Annotated in this window: 26 protein-coding genes and 2 pseudogenes; 23 read left to right on the top strand and 5 right to left on the bottom strand. The window is 41.4% G+C overall.

The window, feature by feature from the left end; all coding sequences use genetic code 11:
- Window positions 1-199: 199 nt before the first annotated feature.
- The 3 genes and pseudogenes from AC1TO4_RS10525 to AC1TO4_RS10515 form a co-directional block, all read right to left on the bottom strand.
- Window positions 200-322 (bottom strand): hypothetical protein, encoded by a 123-nt coding sequence (locus AC1TO4_RS10525; RefSeq protein WP_482105277.1) that lies wholly within the window; start codon window positions 320-322, stop codon window positions 200-202.
- Between the two features lie 324 nt (window positions 323-646).
- The gene (locus AC1TO4_RS10520) at window positions 647-1,576 is read right to left on the bottom strand and encodes an urea transporter (RefSeq protein WP_482105276.1); all 930 of its coding nucleotides are present in this window, start codon (window positions 1,574-1,576) and stop codon (window positions 647-649) included.
- A gap of 99 nt (window positions 1,577-1,675) precedes the next feature.
- Window positions 1,676-1,980 (bottom strand): annotated as a pseudogene (locus AC1TO4_RS10515) (IS30 family transposase); the annotation flags it as partial.
- Between the two features lie 344 nt (window positions 1,981-2,324).
- Between AC1TO4_RS10515 and AC1TO4_RS10510 the strand changes: the two are divergent.
- A complete protein-coding gene (locus AC1TO4_RS10510; protein WP_482105275.1) occupies window positions 2,325-2,672 on the top strand; it encodes an urease subunit gamma in 348 nt (115 codons plus the stop codon).
- Here the strand turns inward: AC1TO4_RS10510 and AC1TO4_RS10505 are convergent.
- A pseudogene (locus tag AC1TO4_RS10505) lies at window positions 2,600-2,902 on the bottom strand (transposase); the annotation flags it as partial. The gene AC1TO4_RS10510 and the pseudogene AC1TO4_RS10505 sit on opposite strands and share 73 nt — an antisense overlap.
- Before the next feature lie 470 nt (window positions 2,903-3,372).
- Between AC1TO4_RS10505 and ureA the strand changes: the two are divergent.
- The 8 genes from ureA to AC1TO4_RS10465 all read left to right on the top strand — a co-directional run bounded on the left by ureA (window position 3,373) and on the right by AC1TO4_RS10465 (window position 10,062).
- Window positions 3,373-3,675, top strand: coding sequence for an urease subunit gamma (gene ureA / locus AC1TO4_RS10500; RefSeq protein WP_482105274.1), 303 nt, complete (start codon window positions 3,373-3,375; stop codon window positions 3,673-3,675).
- 15 nt (window positions 3,676-3,690) lie between these two features.
- Window positions 3,691-4,059 carry an urease subunit beta gene (locus tag AC1TO4_RS10495; protein WP_482105273.1) on the top strand — a complete coding sequence of 123 codons (369 nt, stop codon included), beginning with the start codon at window positions 3,691-3,693 and terminating at the stop codon, window positions 4,057-4,059.
- Entirely contained in the window at window positions 4,056-5,771 is a 1,716-nt protein-coding gene (gene ureC, locus AC1TO4_RS10490) for an urease subunit alpha (protein ID WP_482105272.1), read from the top strand. Before AC1TO4_RS10495 ends, ureC begins: the two co-directional genes overlap by 4 nt.
- A 112-nt stretch (window positions 5,772-5,883) precedes the next feature.
- The gene (locus tag AC1TO4_RS10485) at window positions 5,884-6,390 is read left to right on the top strand and encodes an urease accessory protein UreE (RefSeq protein WP_482105271.1); all 507 of its coding nucleotides are present in this window, start codon (window positions 5,884-5,886) and stop codon (window positions 6,388-6,390) included.
- A complete protein-coding gene (locus tag AC1TO4_RS10480; RefSeq protein ID WP_482105270.1) occupies window positions 6,332-7,072 on the top strand; it encodes an urease accessory protein UreF in 741 nt (246 codons plus the stop codon). Before AC1TO4_RS10485 ends, AC1TO4_RS10480 begins: the two co-directional genes overlap by 59 nt.
- A gap of 23 nt (window positions 7,073-7,095) precedes the next feature.
- Window positions 7,096-7,725: an urease accessory protein UreG gene (gene ureG / locus AC1TO4_RS10475; RefSeq protein ID WP_482105269.1), complete on the top strand. Its 630-nt coding sequence runs from the start codon at window positions 7,096-7,098 to the stop codon at window positions 7,723-7,725.
- Between the two features lie 67 nt (window positions 7,726-7,792).
- Window positions 7,793-8,527, top strand: a complete 735-nt coding sequence (locus tag AC1TO4_RS10470; RefSeq protein ID WP_482105268.1) for an urease accessory protein UreD — start codon at window positions 7,793-7,795, stop codon at window positions 8,525-8,527.
- 263 nt (window positions 8,528-8,790) lie between these two features.
- Window positions 8,791-10,062, top strand: coding sequence for a RidA family protein (locus tag AC1TO4_RS10465; RefSeq protein WP_482105267.1), 1,272 nt, complete (start codon window positions 8,791-8,793; stop codon window positions 10,060-10,062).
- Between the two features lie 147 nt (window positions 10,063-10,209).
- Here AC1TO4_RS10465 and AC1TO4_RS10460 read toward each other — a convergent pair whose 3' ends face one another.
- Window positions 10,210-10,446 (bottom strand): hypothetical protein, encoded by a 237-nt coding sequence (locus AC1TO4_RS10460; protein WP_482100765.1) that lies wholly within the window; start codon window positions 10,444-10,446, stop codon window positions 10,210-10,212.
- Between the two features lie 779 nt (window positions 10,447-11,225).
- On the opposite strand from AC1TO4_RS10460, the gene lepA reads away from it, so the two are divergent.
- The 14 genes from lepA to AC1TO4_RS10390 all read left to right on the top strand — a co-directional run bounded on the left by lepA (window position 11,226) and on the right by AC1TO4_RS10390 (window position 26,621).
- On the top strand, window positions 11,226-13,049 hold the full coding sequence (gene lepA, locus AC1TO4_RS10455; protein ID WP_482100764.1) for a translation elongation factor 4: 1,824 nt from the start codon (window positions 11,226-11,228) through the stop codon (window positions 13,047-13,049).
- 181 nt (window positions 13,050-13,230) lie between these two features.
- Entirely contained in the window at window positions 13,231-14,364 is a 1,134-nt protein-coding gene (gene hemW, locus AC1TO4_RS10450; RefSeq protein ID WP_482105266.1) for a radical SAM family heme chaperone HemW, read from the top strand.
- A gap of 95 nt (window positions 14,365-14,459) precedes the next feature.
- Window positions 14,460-15,515: a heat-inducible transcriptional repressor HrcA gene (gene hrcA, locus AC1TO4_RS10445; RefSeq protein ID WP_482100762.1), complete on the top strand. Its 1,056-nt coding sequence runs from the start codon at window positions 14,460-14,462 to the stop codon at window positions 15,513-15,515.
- Window positions 15,512-16,087 carry a nucleotide exchange factor GrpE gene (gene grpE, locus AC1TO4_RS10440; RefSeq protein WP_482100761.1) on the top strand — a complete coding sequence of 192 codons (576 nt, stop codon included), beginning with the start codon at window positions 15,512-15,514 and terminating at the stop codon, window positions 16,085-16,087. Before hrcA ends, grpE begins: the two co-directional genes overlap by 4 nt.
- 47 nt (window positions 16,088-16,134) lie before the next feature.
- Entirely contained in the window at window positions 16,135-17,964 is a 1,830-nt protein-coding gene (dnaK, locus tag AC1TO4_RS10435) for a molecular chaperone DnaK (RefSeq protein WP_482100760.1), read from the top strand.
- 222 nt (window positions 17,965-18,186) lie between these two features.
- Window positions 18,187-19,302 (top strand): molecular chaperone DnaJ, encoded by a 1,116-nt coding sequence (gene dnaJ, locus AC1TO4_RS10430; protein WP_482100759.1) that lies wholly within the window; start codon window positions 18,187-18,189, stop codon window positions 19,300-19,302.
- A gap of 15 nt (window positions 19,303-19,317) precedes the next feature.
- Window positions 19,318-20,262 carry a 50S ribosomal protein L11 methyltransferase gene (gene prmA, locus AC1TO4_RS10425; RefSeq protein ID WP_482100758.1) on the top strand — a complete coding sequence of 315 codons (945 nt, stop codon included), beginning with the start codon at window positions 19,318-19,320 and terminating at the stop codon, window positions 20,260-20,262.
- Window positions 20,231-21,007, top strand: coding sequence for a 16S rRNA (uracil(1498)-N(3))-methyltransferase (locus AC1TO4_RS10420; protein ID WP_482105265.1), 777 nt, complete (start codon window positions 20,231-20,233; stop codon window positions 21,005-21,007). The genes prmA and AC1TO4_RS10420 overlap by 32 nt, the downstream gene beginning before the upstream one ends.
- Window positions 21,008-21,022: 15 nt before the next feature.
- Complete coding sequence (mtaB, locus tag AC1TO4_RS10415) at window positions 21,023-22,363, top strand: tRNA (N(6)-L-threonylcarbamoyladenosine(37)-C(2))-methylthiotransferase MtaB (protein ID WP_482105264.1); 1,341 nt, start codon at window positions 21,023-21,025, stop codon at window positions 22,361-22,363.
- Between the two features lie 117 nt (window positions 22,364-22,480).
- Window positions 22,481-23,152 (top strand): deoxyribose-phosphate aldolase, encoded by a 672-nt coding sequence (gene deoC / locus AC1TO4_RS10410; protein ID WP_482105263.1) that lies wholly within the window; start codon window positions 22,481-22,483, stop codon window positions 23,150-23,152.
- 105 nt (window positions 23,153-23,257) lie between these two features.
- Window positions 23,258-23,431: a 30S ribosomal protein S21 gene (gene rpsU / locus AC1TO4_RS10405; protein ID WP_067208368.1), complete on the top strand. Its 174-nt coding sequence runs from the start codon at window positions 23,258-23,260 to the stop codon at window positions 23,429-23,431.
- 270 nt (window positions 23,432-23,701) lie between these two features.
- Window positions 23,702-25,033, top strand: a complete 1,332-nt coding sequence (locus tag AC1TO4_RS10400) for an NfeD family protein (RefSeq protein ID WP_482105262.1) — start codon at window positions 23,702-23,704, stop codon at window positions 25,031-25,033.
- Entirely contained in the window at window positions 25,033-26,043 is a 1,011-nt protein-coding gene (gene floA, locus AC1TO4_RS10395) for a flotillin-like protein FloA (protein WP_482105261.1), read from the top strand. The genes AC1TO4_RS10400 and floA overlap by 1 nt, the downstream gene beginning before the upstream one ends.
- A 38-nt stretch (window positions 26,044-26,081) precedes the next feature.
- A complete protein-coding gene (locus AC1TO4_RS10390) occupies window positions 26,082-26,621 on the top strand; it encodes a hypothetical protein (protein ID WP_482105260.1) in 540 nt (179 codons plus the stop codon).
- The last annotated feature ends 17 nt before the right edge of the window (window positions 26,622-26,638 follow it).

Here is a 26,638-nt window from a genome sequence, read left to right as displayed (position 1 = left end):
TTAATAATTATTATTCAGCTTTTTCAATAACCGGACGTAATTAATTTGAATTGCATGCCATTCATTTTATCAATGGTAATAATACTATGTTTAAGGTTCAGTGTGAGAACCCCAAATAAGCCCATTTACGCTAGGATATTGCCTTTCATTTTCTCATGCACAGATTGATTTTTCGGACGTGTTTGCGTTTGTTCATTTGTTAAACGATAGATGATGACGGGTGCCCCGAGCTACTGATTTTCCCAATGTATGCCTCCGAAACCTCAATCATTTCACCGTACTCTAACTTACTCTTCAGCTGTGCCATGTCAGCTGATGACATTTCGTTGTACTCGCGACTTCCTACCGAACAGACTCAAAGGGCTATAAGCTATTCGCTGATACTAATTATCTCGCCTGACAAAACCAGTTTCTTTCGACATTTTTTCTAGGACGGTCGGTGATAAAAAATGTTGTAGTTCTTGTATAAAAAGTTTGATTTCTTCCGAAATGACATCTTTCGTCTAACAACATCACCCTACCTCGTAAAATTCATATGATAAGCATAGTGTTATACGTTTTGGGGATATGATTTTAACTTAGGTTGATGGGCATGCGAAGCTGCCCCAGGACCCTAGAATATAGGACTTTGGGGCAACTTCAATGTTTAAAGCTTAGGCATTAGTTTTCGGGCAAATAAAAACAGCCATGTGCTTAAGACGAACGGCATAGTGAGGGGCGGCAGACCATAGGGCAGTAAAAAGCTATCCAGACTTGCAGTGATTAGCACAGATATTACCGCTGCAAGCAAACCAGAAATAGGAACTAATTTCTTGTTGTTATGAAAAACGTCCGAAACCGCAAAAATAGTTAATATGGCATTATATCCGTATAATCCAGAATTCATTAAAGAGTGTTCGCTTCCTAAGTAATAAGCAGCCAGCAAGGAAATAATGGTTGCATATATAGCGAGTATACCGAGTCTTTTGCTAGCAAAAAAAATGCCGGCTAGAATGAGAAGACCGCTCCAAATATTATCAAGGAAATATATTTGTCCAAAACTTTTCGTAAAGCCGCTTATCAAATCAACGGGACCAGAGATATCCAAATGCCAATAAGCCAGACCTTGCGGAACGAGAGAATTAATCACTTCGAAAAACTGTAAACGATGTGAAGCAGTCAGTAAAAACCAGGTAAAAATGATGTAAGGAAAGGTAAGAGAAGGGACATCAAATGGTTTTGTTAAATGCATCATCCCTGCTGTGAATATGGCAGCTATCACGGCACTGAACAATGCGATGATCCAAAGATGATTTCCTTCTAAAAAAATCACCGTTGCTAAACCGGAGAGAGCTGAGTTGAAGCTGAATAAACCTTGAGAAATCAGTTTTTCGTCGGCCCCGCCTATTTTTGCGGTAACTGTACCGATAAACGAGGAGATGAAGGTCATGATGCTTAAGGGGACGGAATAGAGAGAAATGGCTACAAGCACAATAAGACCGGTTATGGCATTTTCAATTAATAGAACTTGCGAGATCCCTTTTAATGAAGCGGAAAACATGGTAAGCACATTGCTTGCAGTTAGATGTTTTTGCATAAAAAAGCTCCTTTAATAAATTTCCTAAAATGCAATATTAAATGCAACAATAGATGAAACCCTATTAAAACCGTAATATGACGATGGATATACATTTTGCTTGAGAATAAATCGACGAATCAACCCATTATGATGCTCATTCGTGCCTGTTCACTAGAAGTATATGGATGAGTGAAGTAGTCTTCAATCTTCTCTCTTTTGAGTGAAAGGCTTAATTCCGCAAACTCAGACCCATTGTCGGAGGTGATGGTTTTGAAAACGGAAGAAAAAAGAGAACCATAGTGTTTTTGGATTTTTGTCATCGCTTTCGTCACTGCCTCACTCGCTTTCGCATCGATTTTCACGATGATTTCTTTACGTGTTTTTCGTTCTGTCAGTGTTAGTAACGCCTCATATTTTCTTTTACAACAGCCCATTTGATTTCACTTGAATATACATTTTTGCCCACGCAAAAATACCTCCGATTTAAATACTTTTTTGAAGTATACCCATATCGAAGGTGTTTTATATTGTTTCGTTATTTAGGTTAGTCCATTAGTCGACTTAATCATCTACGGTTTATCTGTGACCTTTCATCTTTTAAGTTGTTGCATTTGATTATACAACTAGCCCTTTAATAAATTAAATAAAGAATTAAAAGTTCATGTATAAAAATTGATGTATATGGAAATTGATGGATGAGCTAATCATATATTATTTAGCTGGAAAAAATCAAAGTAATTTATTGTGAAGAAATGGATAAATTTGTATGCATTTGTTGCCTAGAGAACAAGAAAAATTATTAATTGTTGTGGCAGCTGATTTGGCAAGGCGTCGAAAAGAACGAGGACTGAAGCTGAATCACCCGGAAGCAGTTTCCTTGATTACGCATGAAATTTTAGAAGGAGCCCGTGACGGTAAAACCGTTGCAGAGTTAATGGAATATGGTGCAACGATTTTAACGGTCGAAGATGTCATGGAAGGCGTGGCCGATATGATTCACGATGTGCAAGTAGAAGCGACGTTTCCAGATGGTGTAAAACTCGTGACTGTCCACCTGCCGGATTCAAAGATACTCGGATCTATTCCAGCGAACGCAACCAGTTTCTTTGGATGATTAAACCGATCAATCTCACCGATTTCGGAAATAATCGTTGCCGCGATCTTTTCTCCGATGCCCGGAATTGATTGGATAATCTTATATTCTGCAATATCTTTTGCCGAAGCATCTATCTCTTTTTCCAAGCTGGATAGGTGCTTCTGGTATTCCAACAACACTTTTATATACATTTCCATGGTGAGAATATGACTCTGATAAAGGGTGTTCTGGAACGGATTACGTTTAGCTACATCAATTAATCCTTCATAATAGTATCTTAACATTAATATCCAAAGAAAAATTATATGAACACAATGTATACAAAAGGAAATAATACAAATGATGGTATATGTAGAATTAAATGACACCAATGTTGTTTTCAAAAAGGAGAAAAAAAGCTATGGATTTTAATTTAATTTGGCAAACAACCCCGTCGGACAACCTCTTGATGTCGTATAAAGCATTTATACATCCGTTGAGTTGACAGCGTGGAAACCATAATGCGGTCCTAAGTTGAAAAAAACCATAACCCGATATAATAGTTCAGTCAACGACATTCTTCGGTATATTCCGCAAGCCCGATCTACTGGACGGTTGTCCAAAATGGCATATTCATGCAAATTAAATTAAAAGAAGTAATGAGAACGTTAGTTGCGTCAATTTTCTGAATCCTGAAAGGTTTGGTTTTTTTATTAATTAAAAAAAGAGGTGCTTTGAGTTGAAATTATCACCGGTTGAACAGGAAAAATTGCTGTTGCATGTTGCAGGAGAGCTTGCAATTAAGCGTAAGGAACGCGGAGTTAAGTTGAATTATCCGGAAGCTATCGCACTAATTTGCCACTACATTATGGAAGGCGCGCGTGATGGCAAGACTGTTGCGCAACTGATGAGCGAAGGGAAACAAGTGCTTACGGTTGAGGATGTAATGGAAGGCGTTGGCGATATGATCAGTGATGTGCAGATGGAGTGTACATTCCCAGACGGAACAAAACTTGTGACGGTCCACCGTCCAATTCAATAATAGGAGGCTTTAACAATGATTCCAGGAGAAATTAGAACAGCTGAAGGTATGATTGAAATAAATGCCGGACGCCCCGTGAAATTGGTACGCGTTGCGAACACCGGCGATCGTCCGATACAAGTCGGATCTCATTTCCATTTCATTGAAGTTAATAAATACCTTGAATTCGACCGTGAACACTCTGTTGGTATGCATTTGAATATCCCGTCTGGTACCGCTGTGCGTTTTGAACCGGGCGAAGAGAAGGAAGTTGAATTAGTTGAGTTCGGCGGAAAACGTCACGTGTTCGGACTGAATAATTTGACGGAAGGTTCGACGCATAATAAGGACGAAATTTTAGATAGAGCAGCAGAAGCAGGATTTAAAGGAGCCGAGGATAAATGAAAGTAACACACGAACAATATGCCAAAATGTTCGGTCCGACAGTAGGCGATAAAGTGCGTCTTGCTGATACGGATCTTTGGATTGAAATTGAAAAAGATTATACAACATACGGTGATGAAGGTGTTTTCGGTGGAGGAAAATCACTTCGCGTATCGATGGGTCAAAACGGTAAAAACGTTCGCGCTGAAGGTGTTCTCGATACAGTCATTACGAACATTATGATTATTGACCATTCAGGTATTGTAAAAGCAGATATTGGTATTAAAGATGGTCGTATCATCGGTGTCGGAAAAGCAGGAAATCCGCTTTCGATGGATGGTGTAGATCAGGATATGATCATCGGTGTAGGAACAGAAGTATATGCGGGTGAAGGATTGATCGCAACAGCGGGTGCTGTCGATACGCATATTCATTTCATTAGTCCTCAGCAAGTTGAAACCGCACTCAACGCGGGTACGACTACATTCATCGGTGGTGGAACAGGTCCAGCCGCAGGTTCGAAGGCAACGAGTTTGACGGCCGGCGAGTGGCATCTTCACCGGATGCTACAAGCGGTTGAAGACTTACCGATCAACGTTGGGTTACTTGGAAAAGGGAGCGCATCTACGACGGAACCAATTATTGAACAAGTCCGCGCAGGTGCAATTGGCATGAAAATTCATGAAGACTGGGGTGCGACTCCAGATGCTCTTGATCAGAGTCTTACAGTTGCAGATGAATACGATATTCAAGTCGCACTTCACTCTGACACGCTCAATGAAGCGGGCTTCGTTGAAAATACAATCGAGGCGATTAACGGTCGTGTTATTCATATTTTCCATACAGAGGGAGCAGGCGGAGGGCATGCGCCGGACCAACTGAAATTGGCTGCATACCCAAATATCTTGCCGGCATCGACGAATCCAACAAAACCATTTACGACAAATACAATCGATGAACATTTAGATATGCTTATGGTATGTCACCATTTGAAACACGATGTACCTGAAGATGTAGCGTTCGCAGATTCACGTATTCGTCCTGAAACAATCGCTGCAGAAGATATTATGCAAGATCTTGGTATTCTAAGTATTATGTCATCCGATTCACAGGCGATGGGGCGAGTGGGTGAAGTAACAATGCGTACGTTCCAAACAGCCAACAAAATGAAGATGCAACGCGGTCCACTTCCGCAAGACGAGGAAAAAGACAATGATAACTTCCGCGTAAAACGTTATATTTCAAAATTAAATATTAACCCGGCGATTGCACACGGAATCAGCCATGAAGTTGGTTCAATTGAAGAAGGGAAACTGGCGGATATTATTCTTTGGGACCCCGCATTTTTCGGTGTGAAGGCAGAAGTCGTTATTAAAGGCGGAATTGCTGTTTACGCAATTACTGGTGATCCAAACGCATCTATTCCAACACCACAACCGATGATGGGGCGCCGTATGTTCGGTTTCCACGGACAAGCTCCGCAACATGCAGCAATGACGTTCCTTCCGAAAATTGCAGTGGAAGAAGGCCTTCCTGAGAAACTAGGCCTTAAGAAAATGATTGGCACTGTTAAAAACTGCCGGAACATTGGTAAAGCAGACATGAAACATAATAGTGAAACGCCGGAAATTGACGTTAATCCTGAAACGTATGAAGTGAAAATTGATGGCGTACTTGCTACATGTGAACCGGTAAGCGTTCTCCCGATGGCACAACGTTACTTCTTGTTTTAATTGCTGAAAATTACCGAATGTGATCAATAGGAAAGGTCGAAATGGCTGGCCAAAAATTGCACAGCTATTTTGACCTCGTCCTGTTTGAACATGCTGAAAAGGAGAATTCTGAATGCTTATAACTAAAGTCATTGGTAACATCGGAACGGAAGAAGAGATTGCCGGTAAAAAGACAGAGTGGATTGAGCTTGACTGGGAAGAGTTGAGTAAACGCATTCTGCGCAAAGAAACAGATCAAGGTACAGATATAGCATTATCACTTGAACAACAGGAACACCATGATGACCACGAGCATCATGACCACGATGATCATCATCATCATCACGATCATCAGCCGTTACAATATGGTGATGTCTTATTCGAGGATAACGCACGTCGGATTGCCGTTCGCACAAAGATGGAGCCGGTTATCGTGATTAGCCCAAAAAACATGACGGAAATGGGTAAAACGGCTTTCGAACTAGGCAACCGACATACACCGGCATTAATTGAGGAAAATGAAGTCATTGTGCGTGCAGATCATACGTTGAATAAATTGCTAGATGAAGTGGGTGTCGCATATGAAACAACTGAAAGACGATTTAAACAACCATTCAAGTACCGCGGACACTCTCACTGATCTTGCCCTTTTACGGTTAATTCAAATTCATGATTCCGCGTTTCCGATTGGGTCCTTTACGCAGACGTATGGCATGGAGACGTATATTCAGGAAGATGTAATCCGGACGAAAGAGGATTTGGTCGCTTATTGTACATCGTTTCTTTTTCAAAACCTGGTGCGTGGGGATGCAATTTTGATCAAAGAAGCATATGGTGCGGCTCAGGAACAGGATATCGAGCGACTTCTCTATTTGGAGCAATTATGCGGAGCAATCAAGCTTGCGAAGGAGTCACGTGAAGCAAGTGTGAAACTTGGTAGACAGTTCATTAAAACGGTGTCCCCACTTGGGACGGATGATTTTCTTGTTGACTGGAAAGATCGCATTGATTCGAAAGAGATTAAAGGACATTACGCCATTCTCTATGGTATTTACAGTGCAACTACAGGTGTCAGTGCACATCATGCGGTCATGACGTATTTGTTTGCATCGCTTAACGGACTCGTCCAAAATGCGGTCCGTGCGGTGCCGTTCGGACAAACTACCGGTGTCCAGGCGACTTATGAATTGATTGAACGGGTGTCGGAAGCAGCGGAATTAGTTTCTACATTGACGGAAGCTGACATTAGTAATAATGCGTTAGGTATAGAACTTGCTTCTATGAAGCATGAGTATTTGTTCTCAAGATTGTTTATTTCGTGATGAATTGAAAGGAGTTTTTCTAAATGAAACCAGTACGTATCGGCATCGGTGGACCAGTTGGATCGGGCAAAACTTCGCTTGTCGATCAACTTACACGTGCGATGCATCAAGAATATAATGTAGCGGTCATTACGAATGATATTTACACACGTGAAGACGCTCAGTTTTTAATAAATAGCGGCGTGCTTGAAGAGGATCGCATTGTAGGCGTTGAAACAGGAGGTTGCCCGCATACGGCAATCCGCGAAGATGCTTCGATGAACTTTGCAGCAATCGATGAGCTGAAAAATCGCTTTGCAGACCTTGATATTATTTTCGTGGAAAGCGGTGGCGACAACTTGTCCGCTACATTTAGCCCAGAGCTTGTTGACGGCTATATTTACGTAATTGACGTTGCAGAGGGCCAAGATATTCCGAGAAAAGGCGGACCTGCTTTGACGCGTTCCGATTTATTATTGATCAATAAAACAGACCTTGCACCATACGTTGGCGTTGATCTCGATCTTATGGACAGCGACGCGAAAAAAATGCGTAACGGACGTCCGTACATTTTCACTGATGTAAGAACACAAAAAAACGTCGATCAAGTTGTCGCATGGATCAAGCACAATATGCTATTAGAAGGTGCGGGATCCGCTGGTTCAAATGCATAGCCCATCCCGTGCAATTCATCACGGAAAACTCGATTTAGAGTTCGAACCGAGAAGGGGTTACACGCGCATGCCCCACGTTTTCCAGCAGCCGCCATTGAAGGCGAGTCGAGAACTGTACGAAGGAAAAGACCCAAAAGCGACCGTCTACATAATGGAGTCATCTGGCGGGATGGTTGCCGGGGATCGGAATGACATTACAGTGAAACTTGCAACGGATAGCAGTGTAAGATTGATTCAGCAGTCCGCTTTAAAGATCTATCCTTCGTATACAGGAGATACTTGTGTGCAGAACATTAACGTCGAACTCGAAGAACGGGCGCATCTCGAATGGATGCCAGAAGTTATTATTCCATTTGTAGATGCGAAATTCCGAGGCGACACGACACTTCGAATCGCCCGCGATGCAACCATACTATGGGGTGAAGTCGTTGCCCCAGGGCGTGAAAAGCGCGGTGAGATATTTGATTATCAATCGTTCCATACAAATTTCAAAATTTTTGTCGAGGATGAATTAATTGCTTCTGACTCTCTGCATTTCTCACCAAAGGAAACAGCACTTGGTGATATCGGTGTACTGGAAACTGCCATGTATATCGGCTCGATCTGGCTCGTATCACCGAAAGCTGCAGATGTCGATGTGCGTGCAATACAAGAAACATTGCGGGTCGAAGAAGGCTTGAAAGCTGGAATGACAAGGCTTGAAGGAAATGCCATCCATTGCAGATGGCTCGCGGTCGATCAGTGGACGATGCAGGAAGAGATGAAGCGCATATATGAGCTGCTGTTGGCAGAAATAGTTTAAGAGGACACTCCGATAGAGGGGTATCCTTTTCGGGTTTTGGGGTATTGAGTGAGCGTTGTTTAGCATGTTGTAAACTTTGTTTGTAATGTTGCTTTGCGATTGCGTTGTCTAGTTTGTTTGAAACGTCGTTTACTCACGATTTTCGTCCAAGAAAGAAAAAAATACCGGTCATCGTCCTTGGAATGGGTATACTTACTATATAGTTTTACATGTAAAAGGGGATAATCGTAATTAAAAAAATTATCTAAAAGGGGAATACTTTCATGAGCGGTTATAACGCAGTATCAGCAAAAAATACGGAGAATGCTCCGAACGGTAACGGTCTATATTCACAAAGCGTAGCTTTCTCTCATTACAATAATCTTTCAGCTCAATTGCCTGTCGATCCAAAAACAGGTAAATTGGTAGCTGGTGGTATAAAAGAGCAAGCTGAACAGTGCTTTAACAATATCAAGGCAATTGTAGACAGCATCGATCATGTTATGAGCGATATTGTTCGAATCACGGTATTCGTTAAGGATATAAAAGATGTTGACGCTGTAGATGAAGTTTATAAATCATTCTTCCCAACTTATGTTCCTGCACGTACAACAGTTGAAGTTGCAGCTTTGCCGATGGATGCTATGGTGCAAATTGAAGCACTTCTTTCTCACGGTGAAGGTTCAATTCCAAACGCTCCACAAGCAGGCGACCTTATAAAGCTTACAAACAACACGGCAAATGCACCTACAAGTCCTCTATCTACACAAACCGTGGCTTTCTCTCACTACAATTATCTCTCAGCTCAATTGCCTATCGATCCAAAAACAGGCAGATTGGTTACAGGTGGTGTAAAAGAGCAGGCTGGACAGTGCTTAAAAAATATCAAAGCAATTTTAGAAAGTATCGACGTTCCTTTTGACGATATTGTTAAAATTACTATCTTCCTTAAAAACCTCTCGGATATTGAAGTCGTAAACAAAGTTTATACAACATTTTTCCCAGACACGGCTATCGCCAGGGCCGCAGCCTATGTACCTGCACGGACAACAGTTGCAGCTTCAGCTTTACCAATGGATGCTTTGGTACAAATTGAAGCAGTGGTGTCACACGGAGATGGTACACCCCCACAAGCTATTGAAGACAGGCATGGAATCATCATAAAGGCAAACAACATTGAAAATGCACCAAAGAGTTCTCTATCTACACAAACTGTAGCGTTTTCTCATTACAATCACATTTCAGCTCAATTACCTTTGGACCCGAAAACTGGTGAAATGATAGCTGGCGGTGTAAAAGAGCAGGCTGGACAGTGCTTAAAAAATATCAAGGCAATTTTAGAAAGTATAGACCACGTTATGGACGATGTGGTTAAAGTAAATATCTTCCTTAAAAATATCACAGATATTGATGCTGTAGACGAAGTTTACACAACATTCTTCCCAGGCGGTGTTCCTGCACGAAGAACACTTGGCGTATCAGCTCTACCTAAAGATGCTTTAGTCCAAATCGAAGCAGTTGTATCAAACGCTGAAGGAACACCTCCAAAAGCATAACAGGCATTTGTTTGTAAATACAAGAACTATCAAAGTTACTGGTTAATGCCGATGGTGAATGGGAAATCGTATATCCTATTCATAAAAAGGGGCTGTCTCAAATGAAAATTGAGACAGCCCCTTTTTTAGTTGATTGTGAAATTTCGCCTAATTGCTCTGAGTATCGTTGCCATCGAACTCCGCAATCCCTACTGCTTTTTCCCCGATGTCACTATTCAATCCTTCTAGTTCGGATTCTGTAATAACTACAAATCGGTCAGCAGCGTATTCATAGCCCTTTACAAGTGTCTTGGAATCCACATAGCAGTCGGTGGAAAAGTCAGATGTATGATTCGGCAAAATCGTGGAACTATTAACAAAATGTCCAACAGGTAGCGAAACCATTCATGCCGGTTAATCCAATTACGGAACATCGAAATGAGAGTGACGGTTTACCGGAAATGCTGAAATCTAAATAAGGTCGTGTTTTCATTGGTTTCACCCTTTCACGCTGAGTATTTCGTTAAATACAAATTGTTCTTCTGCTAACGTTTCTTTGCTATCAATGTGACAACTTAACTGTTATCTATGTACGCAATGCCGTTCAGCCATCCATAAACGTTGCAAAATCGTACGCATTTGGTTTGCTAATATGTACCAGAACCCGTCAATCGCTGGTGCCATTAGATTTCCGGAGAATTGACTGGGTGAAAGCAGAGTAGCAACTGTTTAGATGGATTTTCAGCTCGTTGAACAAGCGCTGGGTAGTTGCTAGGCAACGATTACGAGCTACACTTCGATTAATTCATAGATACTTCACTCGTTTCTAAACTGTGAGTAGAAGTATTGGGGGAATGTAGTATATAAGGGGGAAATCGAGCGGTTAAAAGAATGGATTATAGGTAAGATTTTGATTGTGTGATTAAGAATAGAGAAAGTCGATTTTATAGTTAATAAAAATGAAATAGTCCGACATAGAAAAGACTTCATAAAAATGGGCTATTTCATTTCTGGATGATAAGTAATTTTGATGCCATGATTTATATAAAACCATATAAAACAGTACAAAAATTATCAGGTTGAATCATTCTCAAGCCTGTTCCCTAAAGGTTTTAACACAAATATATGTAAAGGTGAACGGATATCTGCTATAATTCATATAGTTAAAATAGGAGTGAACTTACATGAATCATGAACAGAGAGCGGCACGTCAAAAAAACATCCGGAATTTTTCTATTATCGCCCATATCGATCACGGGAAATCAACATTGGCGGATCGTATTCTGGAACAGACTCAAACGTTAACATCTAGGGAAATGAAGACCCAAACGTTGGATTCGATGGATCTTGAAAGAGAACGCGGAATCACGATTAAATTAAATGCAGTGCAGTTGACGTACTTGGCGAAAGACGGGCAGGAATATACATTCCATCTGATTGATACGCCTGGACACGTCGACTTTACATATGAAGTGTCGCGAAGTCTTGCGGCATGTGAAGGTGCAATCCTCGTTGTCGATGCGGCACAAGGGATTGAAGCGCAAACACTTGCAAACGTTTATTTGGCACTTGATAATGAACTTGAAATATTACCCGTCATCAATAAAATTGACTTACCAGCAGCAGATCCGGAACGTGTTAGAAAAGAAATTGAAGATGTAATCGGACTGGATGCATCAGAAGCGGTTCTTGCTTCTGCAAAAGCAGGTATTGGAATCGTGGATATTCTGGAACAAATCGTTGAAAAAGTCCCTGCCCCACAAGGCGATCCGGACGCTCCATTACAAGCGTTAATCTTCGACTCTCATTATGATCCTTATAAAGGAGTTATTGTAAATATTCGTATCATGGCAGGATCCGTCAAGCCAGGAGATAAGATCCATATGATGGCGACTGGTAAGGATTTCGAAGTCCTAGAAACAGGAGTCTTTACTCCGAAAATATCACCTAGGGATGAATTGACTGTCGGCGACGTCGGTTATTTATCGGCGTCCATAAAAAATGTCGGGGATACACGCGTAGGAGATACGATTACAAGTGTGAAAAACCCGGCAAGCGAACCTTTGGCTGGTTATCGACGCATGAATCCAATGGTGTTCTGCGGACTGTATCCAATTGATACATCGAAATACAATGAACTACGTGACGCACTTGAGAAGTTAGAGTTGAATGACTCTGCACTTGAGTACGAGGCGGAGACGTCTCAAGCACTTGGATTTGGATACCGTTGTGGATTCCTAGGCCTTTTGCATATGGAAATTATTCAAGAGCGTATTGAACGAGAATTCAATATCGATTTGATCACAACTGCGCCAAGTGTTATATACAATGTTGTCTTGACAGACGGTTCTGAAATGAAAGTGGACAACCCTGCAATGATGCCAGACGCACAAAAAATCGATTATGTCGAAGAGCCATATGTAAAAGCATCAATCATGGTGCCAAATGAGTATGTAGGTTCCGTTATGGAACTGTGTCAACATAAACGTGGTAACTTCATGACGTTGGATTATTTGGATTCGACTCGTGTCAATATCATCTACGAATTGCCACTCGCGGAAATTGTTTACGATTTCTTCGATCAGTTGAAGTCTGGTACAAAAGGGTACGCATCACTCGACTATGAACTGATTGGTTATAAACAATCGAAACTTGTAAAAATGGACATCCTCTTAAACGGAGAACATGTCGATGCATTCAGTTTCATTGTGCATAGAGACTTCTCATATGACCGCGGAAAAGCGATTGTTGAAAAATTGCGGAAACTAATTCCTAGACAACAATTTGAAGTACCTGTGCAGGCAGCAATCGGTCAAAAAATTGTTGCAAGGTCTACAATCAAATCGATGGGTAAAAACGTTTTGGCTAAATGTTACGGAGGGGACATCTCTCGAAAACGTAAACTTCTTGATAAACAAAAAGAAGGTAAAAAACGTATGAAACAAGTAGGTTCAGTTGAAGTTCCTCAAGAAGCATTTATGGCAGTATTGAAAATGGATGAAGATTAATTATTAAATGGAATAGAGGGCGTATAGCCCTCTTTTTTCCGTGTCTAAACGATAAAGCTTAGATCTTTGAGTCGATACTACCTCGGTTTGTCGCTGAGAGACACAGCATATTGTATTATGTAAGACTGGATTCCTTGAGCAATATTTTGAGTTTTTCTTACTAAAGAAAGGAAGTGACGGTATGAGGGGCATGTATATCCACATTCCGTTTTGCCATCAAATTTGTCATTACTGTGATTTCAATAAAGTATTTTTCAAGAACCAGCCTGTAGATGAATATATCGAATCGATAGGACAGGAACTATCTATCATGCATAATGAGGGGATTTCATTTAAAGAAGTCGAAACTGTTTTCTTAGGAGGCGGAACACCGACTTCACTATCTGAAAAACAACTCGAACGATTGCTTGAAATCATTCATGAATATGTTGATGTTAGTTCTTTAAAAGAATTTTCTACTGAAGCAAATCCTGATGAACTGACATTCGGGAAGTTAGCTGTTCTGAAAAATGGCGGCGTAAATAGACTGAGTATCGGTGTACAATCATTTGACGCGGAATTGTTGACGAAGATCGGGAGGACGCATAGTCCAGGTGATGCTGAACGAGTTGTTGGAGAAGCTAGAAAAGCAGGATTCGACAATATTAGTATTGATTTAATATACGGGTTACCGGGACAAACTATCGCTCAATGGCAAGATACGCTTATACAGGCGACTGCGCTTGACCTCCCTCATTATTCAGGATACTCCCTTATTGTCGAGCCGAAAACAGTGTTTTATAACTTGATGAATAAAGGCAAATTGCCGCTGCCAGGGGAAGATATCGAAACAGAAATGTTCACGATGCTAATTGAACATATGGAAAGCCATGGACGAAATCGTTATGAAATTAGTAATTTTGCAATACCTGGTCAAGAATCAATTCATAATCTCATCTACTGGGAGAACGCAACGTATGCAGGGATCGGTGCTGGTGCACATGGTTATATAAATGGAACCAGGTATTCAAACATTGGACCGATTGCAAAATATATTGAAAAGACAGCTGCGGGTAATAGGCCGTTACAACAAACACATCTAGTTACAGAAACAGAAGCAATGGAAGAAGAGATGTTTCTTGGATTACGCAAATCAAATGGCGTTTCTCGTTCATTATTTCAAAAGAAATTTGGGAAATCGCTTGAAAATGTATACGGTGAAACGCTGCAATCTCTGATTGAAGACGGACTTGTCATGCAATTGGATGATACCGTCAAGTTAACAGAGCACGGTGTTTACAGGGGAAATGATGTGTTTCAACAATTTCTTAAATAATCGTGAGTCAATTCGTTGACACGACGATCTGTATTTGTTAAATTATCAGTAGCATTAGCACTCGTAGTTATAGAGTGCTAACAGGAGTGATGGCTATGTTGACGAACAGACAATTGCTTATATTGCAACTGACGGTTGACGATTTCATCGAATCCGCACAACCTGTCGGATCAAGGCAGCTATCCAAAAAGCCGGAAGCTCCATTCAGTCCCGCGACAATTAGGAATGAAATGGCTAATCTTGAAGAGATGGGTTATCTTGAAAAAACCCACACCTCATCCGGTAGAATACCATCTGAAAAAGGGTACCGATTTTATGTCGATCATTTGATGACTACAGAAAAGCTAAACATGGAAGACAGTATCCATTTGAGATCTGTTTTTCGAGAGAAAATTGTCGAAACTGAAGAGTTGATACGTAAATCTGCAACAATTCTTTCCGATTTGACCAATTACACTTCGATTCTTCTTGGGCCAGACACTTCACTACATGCAGTGAAACGTTTTTCAATCGTTCCATTAGATCGGAAGACGGCTGTCGCTATTATCGTTACAGACAATGGCCGTGTTGAGAATAAGCTTTTCAATGTACCGGAAGGATTCACCGCGTCTGATATTGAAAAAATGGTGAACATCCTAAACGAACGACTGATTGGCACACCGCTTGTTAATATTCAAAAAATGCTAGTCGAGGAAACGAAAACGGTATTGGAACGTCATATCCATCACGCTGGCGACTTATTCGCCTCATTCCAACGGGCGATATCAATCGCACCGGAAGAACGGCTGTTTTTTGGCGGTAAAATGAATATGATGAAACAACCTGAATTCAATGATATCCATAAGATGAAAACATTTTTCGAACTGATGGATAATGCTGCACCGGCAATGACGTTTTTCCAAGAAGGTATGACAGGTATCCATGTCCGCATCGGCTCTGAAAATAATCACAATGCCATGGAAGATTACAGTGTGATTACAGCTACGTATTCAGCGGGCGACAATATGACGGGTTCCATCGCGATTATCGGACCAAAACGTATGGATTATGCAAGAGTCATTACTATGCTCGATTTAATGAGCAGTGATTTGTCCAGTGAATTGGCAAGGTTGACAATAGGCGGCGGAACGGCAGGGAGGAACGACCAATGACAAATGTAAATGATGAAATTGAAGTTAAAGAAGAATCAGTAAATGAAACGCTTGAAGATGGAATTGAAACAATCAATTCAGATGAAAATGTGGATTCGATTGAAATCATAGAAAACGGGAATGACACTACTGTGCAAGAACTGACAGAAAAACTACATGAAGAAGAGAACAAACGGTTGAGATTACTGGCAGACTATGAAAACTTCAAACGAAGGGTCTCCCTTGATAAAGAAGCAGCTCAAAAATACCGTGCTCAGAATGTAGTAACTAATCTTATTCCTGTTCTAGATAATTTTTCACGGGCATTGACTGTTGAAGCAAAAACAGAAGAAGTCCAAACGATGATGACGGGATTAGATATGATATACCGTACATTTGTCCAAGCTCTTGAAGAAGAGGGTCTCGTTGAGATCAAAGCACTCGATCAGGAGTTCGATCCTAATTTCCATCAAGCAATTATGACTGGAAAAGATGAAGATAAACCTGCAGGTATCGTACTTGAAGAATTGCAAGCAGGATATATGTTGAAAGACAGAGTACTGCGACCAGCAATGGTTAAAGTTAACGATTAAGAAGAATTACAATAAAAGAAGCACTATTTAATAGGAGGAATTTGATTATGAGCAAAATTATTGGTATTGACTTAGGGACAACAAACTCAGTAGTTGCAATTTATGAAGGCGGAGAGCCGAAAGTAATTCCAAATCCAGAAGGTAACCGTACAACACCATCCGTCGTAGCGTTTAAAAACGGCGAACGTCAAGTTGGAGAAGTTGCTAAACGCCAATCAATCACTAACCCGAACACAATCATGTCTGTTAAAAGGCATATGGGTACTGATTTCAAAGTTAAAGCAGAAGACAAAGAATATACACCTCAAGAAGTATCAGCGATGATTCTTCAATATTTGAAGGGGTATGCAGAAGAATACTTAGGTGAAAAAGTAACAAAAGCAGTTATTACTGTTCCAGCTTACTTCAGCGATGCACAACGTCAAGCAACACAAGATGCAGGTAGAATTGCTGGACTTGAAGTCGAACGAATTATTAATGAGCCAACTGCAGCGGCGCTTGCTTATGGTCTCGATAAAACGGATGAAGACGAAACAATTCTTGTATATGACCTTGGTGGCGGTACGTTCGACGTGTCGATCCTAGAACTAGGCGATGGCGTATTCCAAGTTAAATCTACTGCTGGAGACAACAAACTTGGAGGAGATGATTTTGACGATGTAGTCATTGACTTCCTCGTTCAGGAATTCAAAAAAGACAACGGTATTGATTTGTCAAAAGACAAAATGGCAATGCAACGTTTGAAAGATGCTGCTGAGAAAGCGAAAAAAGACCTTTCAGGCGTAACATCATCACAAGTATCACTACCTTTCATTACAGCAGGAGATGCAGGTCCACTTCACCTAGAAGTCACACTTTCTCGTGCGAAATTCGATGAATTGACTGCTCACCTTGTTGAACGCTCTATGGTTCCAACACGCCAAGCGTTAAAAGACGCTGGACTTGCTGCATCTGAAATTGATAAAGTAATTCTCGTTGGTGGATCAACTCGTATTCCATCGGTTCAAGAAGCTATTAAAAAAGAAACAGGTAAAGAGCCATATAAAGGCGTCAACCCGGATGAAGTAGTTGCACTTGGTGCGGCTGTACAAGGATCTATCTTAAGTGGAGATGTTACAGACGTTGTTCTATTAGACGTAACACCATTATCACTAGGTATTGAAACAATGGGTAATGTCTTTACAAAACTAATCGAACGTAACACAACGATTCCAACTAGCAAATCACAAGTGTTTTCAACAGCAGCGGATAGCCAGCCGGCTGTAGATATTCATGTTTTGCAAGGCGAACGTCCAATGTCTGCGGACAACAAAACGCTAGGTCGTTTCCAATTGACGGATATTCCACCGGCTCCACGTGGAGTTCCTCAAATTGAAGTTACTTTTGATATCGATAAAAACGGGATTGTTACAGTTAAAGCGAAAGATCTTGGAACTCAAAAAGAGCAAAATATTACAATCCAAGCAAGTTCGGGTCTAACTGATGATGAAATCGAACGTATGGTGAAAGATGCTGAAGCGAATGCTGAGGTTGACCAAAAACGTAAAGAAGAAGCAGATTTGAAAAACGAAGCAGACCAACTCGTATTCATGGCTGAAAAGACATTAAAAGATCTTGAAGGAAAAGTTTCCGAAGAAGATGTGAAGAGTGTGGAAGAAGCTAAGGAAGAGTTGAAAGCTGCACTAGAAGCTGCTGATTATGATGAAATTCGTACGAAAAAAGAAAAATTGGATGAACTTGTCCAACAAATGTCAATGAAATTATATGAGCAAGCTGCAGCTGAATCCGCTGAAGGTGCTGAAGGCACTTCTGAGCCTAAGGACGACGACGTAGTTGACGCTGATTTTGAAGAAGTAGACGACAAAGAAACTAAATAAAAGTATTTGTTGACGGAAAAGTCAAAGTCCGATATTCCGGCTTTGGCTTTTTCGGTTTTTATTGCCGAGTCCAAGCAGCAGCGGCTAGCCCTTTAAGCTAATATAGCGGAAGGGGAATGAACTGCATCTATCCTGCATTTCGGAGCTCACTGAACGCTTACGCTTTTAAGTTCGTAGTGATACAATAGTAAACATGCCAAAGTATTTCGGGAGAGTGAAATAATGAGTAAAAGAGATTATTATGACGTATTGGGCTTGTCAAAGTCCGCTTCAAAAGATGAAATTAGGAAAGCCTATCGATCACTTTCAAAGAAATACCATCCTGACTTGAACAAAGCAGATGATGCAGTAGAGAAATTCAAAGAAGTGACTGAAGCATATGAAGTGCTGAGTGATGATTCGAAGAAAGCAAATTATGATCAATTCGGCCATACAAATCCAAATCAAGGATTTGGTGGCGGAGGTGGCGCTGACGGATTCGGTTTTGATGATATTTTCAGTAGTTTTTTCGGTGGGAATACCCGTCGGCGTGATCCGAACGCCCCTCGTAAAGGGGATGACCTTCAATACTCGATGAATATTGACTTTATGGAGGCAGTTTTCGGTAAGGAGACTGAAGTTGAAATACCGAAAGAAGAAACATGCGATACATGTGATGGTTCAGGTGCTAAAAAAGGAACGTCAGCTAAAACGTGTACACATTGTAGTGGTTCAGGGCAAATCAGCGTTACACAAAACACGCCGCTCGGTCAGATGGTAAACCGTAGAGCATGTCACCATTGTCAAGGAACTGGTAAAATTATTCCTGAAAAATGTTCGACTTGCCATGGTGCAGGTAGAGTAACGAAAAAGAAAAAAATTAAAGTGACAATCCCTGAAGGTGTTGATGATGGTCAGCAGTTACGCGTATCCGGACAGGGTGAACCAGGTCATAATGGAGGACCTTCAGGAGATTTGTATATCGTATTCCGTGTGAGGCCACATGAGAAATTCATCAGAGAAGACGATGATATTTATCTGGAACTCAATCTTTCGTTCCCGCAAGCATCTCTTGGTGATGAAATCGAAGTTCCAACTGTACAAGGAAAAGTGAATTTGAAAATACCTGCTGGTACTCAAACAGGAACACGTTTCCGTTTGAAAGGCAAAGGTGTTAAAAACGTCCATGGTCGTGGAATCGGAGATCAGCACGTTATTGTAAAAGTGACGACGCCTAAGAAAATGACGGAAAAACAGAAAGAACTTATGCGTGAGTTTGCGGCGATTAGTGGGGATTCTCTTGATGAGTATTCAAGTTCTCTTTTCGATAAAATCAAACGATCAATCAAAGGCGACTGAAAGGGATGAATTCATATGAAGTGGTCAGAGGTATCTATTCATACGACACATGAAGCAACTGAAGCAGTAGCAAATATTTTACATGAAGCTGGTGCAAGTGGGGTCGTTATAGAGGATTCAGCGGAACCAGATCGAATCCACGAAGACCAGTACGGTGAAATATGGGCACTGGACAAAAATGATTTTCCTTTGGAGGGAGTCATTTTAAAGGCATATTTACCTGTTAATAGTTTTCTGATAGAAACAGTCAAAGATATTGAACTGTCAATCGAAGGTTTGTCAAAATTCGGATTGGATGTCGGTAAAAATGCTATTCAGATGAATGAAGTCGATGAAGAAGATTGGGCAACTGCATGGAAGAAGTACTATCATCCTGTTAAAATTTCTGGCCGCTTTACAATTGTACCAACATGGGAAGAATACGTTCCGGTTGAGTCTGATGAATTGATTATTGAGCTTGATCCGGGAATGGCTTTTGGGACAGGTACACATCCAACAACAGTACTGTGTCTGCAAGCGCTTGAGAAATACGTTAAACCTGGCTACACAGTTGTGGATGTAGGAACTGGTTCAGGAGTACTCGCCATCGGTGCGGCACTCTTAGGTGCATCACGGGTTCATGCGCTAGACTTGGACCAAGTCGCAGTAGTAGCCGCAAAAGATAACATCAAGTTGAATCACGTTGAAGGAACGGTCGAAGTGGTACACGGTAATTTACTAGAGTCTGTAAAAGAACCGACTGATATTATCATTGCAAATATTTTGGCCGAAGTTATCATTTCCTTTTCACAAGATGCTTATACCATTTTACCGGAGGATGGCCTATTTATTGTTTCGGGAATTATCGGCCAGAAACGGGACTTGGTAAAGGATGACCTAGTGAGTAAAGGATTTGAGATTATAGAGTCTGTCCTTATGGAAGACTGGGTTGCTATTATTGCGAGAAAAAGGAGCGTGTAACAATTTGCAACGCTATTTTCTGCAATCCCCTTTTGATGATGAAGGGATCGCGACAATAAAGGGCGATGATGGAAAACATATCACTCGTGTCATGCGGATGAATGTCGACGATAATGTCATTGCTGTTACGAACGGGAAGGCTTTTATTTCTTTAATTACTGAATTGCTACCGGATGGTGTAGTGATTTTGCGTACCGGCAATGCACTAAAGTCTAACGAAATGCCTGTTAACGTAACAATTGCCTGTGGTCTGCCAAAAGGCGACAAACTCGATTTAATTGTTCAAAAAGGAACTGAGCTTGGTATGTCGGGGATTCTACCATTCCAAGCTGAGAGATCCATTGTTAAGTGGGATGAAAAAAAAGGTGATAAAAAAGTTGAACGGCTTCGCAAAATTTCCAAAGAGGCCGCAGAACAATGTCATCGAACCGTTATTCCTGAAGTGGGAAACCCATTATCATTTCAGCAATTGATTGTGGAATCAAGGAAATTTGACGTCTTACTTTTTGCAGATGAAGAGGATGCGAAAAGTGGAGAGCCTCATAAAATTGCTGACCGTCTAAAAAATGTATATCATGAACAAACGGTGCTAGTTGTATTCGGACCAGAAGGCGGGTTATCGAGAACAGAAGCTGAAAATCTCCGTTCTGAAGGGTTTCTGCCGATTGCATTAGGTCCGCGCATCTTGCGGACTGAAACGGCACCATTGTATTTATTGTCCGCAATGTCATACGAATTTGAATGAAAGAGGTGAGCAGCTATGTCTTCGGTGGCATTTCATACGTTGGGCTGCAAAGTGAATCATTACGAAACCGAGGCAATCTGGCAACTTTTCAAGGAAGCCGGTTATGACCGCGGTGATTTCGAAAAGAACTCTGATGTTTATGTCATTAATACATGTACAGTGACGAATACCGGTGATAAGAAAAGCCGACAAGTCATTCGTCGGGCAGTCCGTAAAAATCCGGATGCTGTCATTTGTGTTACGGGTTGTTACGCACAAACTTCTCCTGCTGAAATTATGGCGATTCCTGGGGTCGATATTGTTGTTGGAACACAGGATCGGACCAAACTTCTTGGGCTCATTGATGAGTACCGTTCAGAACGTAAGCCGATCAATGCCGTCCGCAACATTATGAAAAACAGAGTTTATGAAGAACTGGATGTACCTGCATTTACTGATCGCACACGTGCGTCCCTCAAAATCCAGGAGGGATGTAATAACTTCTGTACATTTTGCATCATTCCGTGGGCTCGTGGACTTATGCGTTCGCGTGATCCACAGGAAGTCATCCGTCAGGCGCAACAGCTTGTCGATGCGGGATATCTTGAAATTGTTTTAACAGGTATTCATACAGGTGGTTACGGAGAAGATTTGAAAGATTACAATCTGGCTCGGCTGCTACGTGATCTTGAAACCCAGGTGATAGGACTGAAACGTCTTCGTATCAGTTCGATTGAAGCGAGCCAACTTACAGATGAGGTCATCGATGTCCTTCGTAATTCATCTACAATCGTTCGTCATCTGCATATTCCGATTCAATCCGGTTCCAACTCCGTTTTGAAACGTATGCGCCGGAAATATACGATGGAATTTTTTGCAGAACGTCTGGACAGATTGCGTGATGCACTGCCACAATTGGCAATCACTTCAGATGTTATCGTCGGTTTTCCTGGTGAGACTGAAGAAGAGTTCATGGAAACATATAACTTTATCCGTGATTATAAATTCTCTGAACTTCATGTTTTCCCTTATTCAAAACGGACTGGGACTCCCGCCGCAAGAATGGAAGACCAGGTTCCCGAAGCTGTAAAAAACGAACGTGTTCATCGCCTGATCGAATTGAACGATCAGCTGGCGAAGCAATATGCATCAACATTCGAAAATGTGGTACTCGAGGTCATCCCGGAAGAAAAGTATAAGCTTGATCCGGACAGCGGGTTATATGAAGGCTACTCGGATAATTATTTGAAACTCGTTTTTCCCGCTGATGAGTCCATGGTCGGTAAAATCATTCGTGTAAAAGTCGTGAAAGCAGGCTATCCCTATAACGAAGGACAGTTTGTCCGTGTTATTGAGGAAGAGGCACAACTCGTCTAAATCAGCTATCTAAAAAAGCTGTTCTTATCCATTTTGGAAGGAACAGCTTTTTTCGTGCAGAAACGAATGGTTCTTGATATGATATCAGAAGTACGGACAACTCAAGGAGGTATTCATTTGAATACAAATTATGCTACTTATATCGATCATACATTATTAAAAGCAGATGCTTTAAAAACAGAAATAACGACATTATGTGAAGAAGCCCGTAAATATTCGTTTGCTTCTGTCTGTGTAAACCCGGCATGGGTAAAAACAGCTTCAGCTGCACTTGAAGGTTCACCAGTTAAGGTTTGTACAGTCATTGGTTTTCCTTTGGGAGCGTCAACGTCTGAGGTAAAGGCATTTGAAACTGCTGATGCGATTGCAAACGGAGCAACTGAAATCGATATGGTCATTAATATAGGAGCCCTTCGCAGTGGTGATGATGCGGCTGTGGAAAAAGACATTAAAGCAGTTGTTAATGCAGCAAAAGGAAAAGCGATTGTAAAGGTTATTATTGAAACAGCTTTACTAGCTGATAAAGATAAAAGAAAAGCATGTGAACTATCGGTTCTAGCAGGTGCTGATTTCGTGAAAACATCAACCGGTTTTTCAACTGGGGGAGCGACAGAGGAAGACGTCAAGTTGATGAGAGCCGTCGTTGGACCTGAAATGGGTGTCAAGGCTTCGGGTGGAGTTCGAAGCTTGGAAGACATGAAGAAAATGATAGATGCAGGGGCTACAAGAATAGGTGCAAGTTCAGGCGTTCAAATCATGCAAGGGTTGGAATCTAAATCTGATTATTAATTTGAAAGTTTTATATTGACCTATGCTTAATAACGAGGTATAATTTATGAGTACAAGGCACTTGGTCTTGTACAAGAAGTGTGTTTGGAGGGAGGGACAAGAGATATGTCGAAAACTGTTGTTCGTAAAAACGAATCGCTTGAAGATGCTCTTCGCCGCTTCAAACGTACTGTATCCAAAAGTGGAACAATACAAGAGGTAAGAAAGCGTGAGTTTTATGATAAGCCGAGTGAGAAACGTAAAAAGAAATCTGAAGCTGCAAGGAAACGTAAATTCTGATTTCCTGCGATGATGAGTTCGATCTTGTTTTCAATTTAAAATTTGGTAAACCGGAAAATCCTTTATGGGTTTTCCGGTTTATTTGTATATGCTTGAGATAATTTACTACCTGTGCCAATCATGCGTATTAATATGCAAATCGGCTATGTAACACCGTGCACTTTTCGAGATGAAGAAAAATAAACATATTTACAATGAAAATGAAACTTCCGCGCATTTAGAACGTATATAGAGATATAATAGATTCTATAAAGAGAGGTGAACAATACTATGCATAAAATGATAGGAAAAATTCTCCTGTTCATTTTATTCGTATCGGCATTCACGTTTCCGTTCTTAGAAACCGGTGCGGCGACAACTAAAGTTTATAAAGTTCCCATTGAAGACGTTGTTGAAAAAGGATTATACGCATTTTTGCAAAGGTCATTCGCAGAAGCTGAAGATGCGGATGCAAAAGCAATCATCTTGGACATCAATACACCAGGTGGCTTTACTGATGCAGCGGGAAAAATTGCTAAGCTCATGGATGAAACAGATTTAAAGGTAATCGCTTACATCAATGATGATGCTTTATCTGCGGGCGCATACTTGGCACTTCATGCAGATCGAATCTACATGTCTCCAAATGGACGAATGGGTGCTGCACAGGTGATTGACTCTTCTGGCAATGCGGCGGATGTCAAAGCACATAGTGCCTGGGTCGCAAGTATGATAAATGCAGCGAAGTCTTCAAATCGTAACCCATTATATGCTGAAGCTATGGCAAATCCTAAAATCGATCTTCCCGACTACCGAGCAGGTGTTGGTGAATTACTGACACTTACTGCGGATGAGGCAATGAAAGTCGAATATAGTGAAGGAACGGTGACATCCCTCAAAGAGTTGCTAAAAGAAACAGGACTTGAAAACGCAGAGATTATTTCGACGAATGAAACATTTACGGAGAGTATTGCACGTTTCGTCACGCATCCTGTCGTTGTTCCGATTCTTTTGTCAATTGCTGGACTGGGATTTGTACTGGAGCTATACTCTCCGGGGTTTGGCGTAGCAGGAACTATGGCTGCCAGTTCATTAGTATTATTCTTCTACGGGCACCTGATTGCTGGACTCGCAGGCTACGAAACGATTATCTTGTTCCTAATTGGAGTGGGTCTGGTAGTAGCGGAAATCTTCCTTCCGCATGGCGTTGCAGGTGTTGTTGGATCGCTCGCAATTATTGGAAGTATTATTATGGCGGGCGGCAATCCGATGTATATGGCGATATCTGTCTTAATCGCGGTTGCAATCGCTGTAACAGGGATGGTGATTATTATGAAATTTTTCGGTAAAAAATTGCACTTGCTTAACAAGATGGTATTGATGGATTCAACTGATACTGAAAGTGGCTATGTTTCTAATGTGAATAGAAAAGAACTACTGGGCCGCACCGCGCAGACATCTACAGCACTTAGACCATCCGGTGCAATAGAACTGGACGGCGAACGAATTGATGTTGTTTCCGATGGAAGCTACATTGATAAAGGAAAGAATGTTATTATTGTAAAGGTTGAAGGTTCTCGAATTGTAGTCAGGGAATCAGTAGAAAAGGGGGAAATTGAATAATGCAAGCACTTTTAGGTACAGGTAGTTTAGTTACAATCGTTATAATTGCTTTTATCGCAATTATTGTTTTGTCAGTGTTTTTCACACTCGTTCCTGTGACACTGTGGATATCTGCAATGGCAGCAGGTGTTAGAGTCAGTATTTTCACATTGATAGGTATGCGTCTTCGCCGGGTTATCCCAAGTCGAATCGTTAATCCGCTCATTAAGGCACACAAAGCGGGGCTTGAGGTTTCAATTAATCAGCTTGAAAGTCACTATCTTGCAGGAGGGAACGTTGACCGTGTTGTCAATGCCCTGATTGCTGCACACCGTGCAAATATCGAACTTACATTTGAACGTGCGGCTGCTATCGATTTAGCGGGTCGTGACGTTTTAGAGGCAGTACAAATGTCCGTTAACCCGAAAGTTATTGAAACACCATTCATTGCCGGTGTGGCAATGAACGGGATTGAAGTAAAAGCAAAAGCTCGTATAACAGTTCGTGCAAACATTGACCGACTTGTCGGTGGTGCTGGTGAAGAGACAATCGTAGCGCGTGTTGGTGAAGGTATCATATCCACAATCGGTTCTTCAATTGACCACGCAAAAGTATTAGAAAATCCAGATATGATTTCACAAACTGTGCTAGCAAAAGGTCTAGACTCAGGTACAGCATTTGAAATCCTCTCGATTGACATCGCAGACGTTGATATCGGTAAAAACATCGGTGCGGAACTTCAAACTGAACAAGCTATGGCTGATAAAAACATTGCACAGGCAAAAGCAGAAGAACGCCGCGCAATGGCAGTGGCAAATGAGCAAGAGATGAGAGCAAAAGTTGAAGAAATGAGAGCGAAAGTTGTTGAAGCCGAAGCAGAAGTTCCACTTGCAATGGCGGAATCACTACGTTCAGGTAACATGGGAGTCATGGATTACATGAACTTTAAAAATGTCCAGGCAGATACGGGAATGCGCGATTCCATCAGTAAATATGGAAAAACCGATAAAACCGGCCCAGCCAAAGACTAATCCGGAAGAAACAGATTCCCGGAAAGGGGATGCACTGAATGGATAGTGGACTTATCATATTGATCATCTCTCTAGCTGTCGGGGCTTTTCTAAACGGTAAAGGAAAGAAAACTCCACCCGAAAAAGGACCGCAACCAAAGCCATTCACGGCAACAGGTCAGGCTCCAAATAGTCCGACACGTAAATTAAAAGAGATGTCAAAAGACTTGTATCGCGAATTGCAAAAAGAGATGCAGACTCAGGATGCGGAACCGCCAAGTCGCCAACTTCAAACACAACAGGAACAAACGCAACAGCGACAAATGCATCAAGGAATGGTTCTGACTACGTCCGAAACAGCACAACCTGCAAGAGCTACATCTAGCAGAAAAGAACGTGCTGATTCAACAGTTAGTCGTCATATCGAGCGTCCTGATTCTTCCGTAAATCGTCATAGTGGAAGATTGTCGGCACATGGTGGCGTACGCCAATCTGTAGAAATTGTAGAAAAGCTTGATCTAATACCAAAAAGTCAAGATGACCTGCTTAAAGGCATTGTCTTCTCTGAAATCTTCGGTCCACCGAAATCAAAAAGATAAGCATCGACCCCCTATCC

The sequence above is a fragment of the Sporosarcina sp. Y838 genome, from assembly GCF_056786515.1.
Note: the sequence above shows the minus strand (reverse complement) of the source record. Positions and strands in the feature narration are given on the sequence as shown.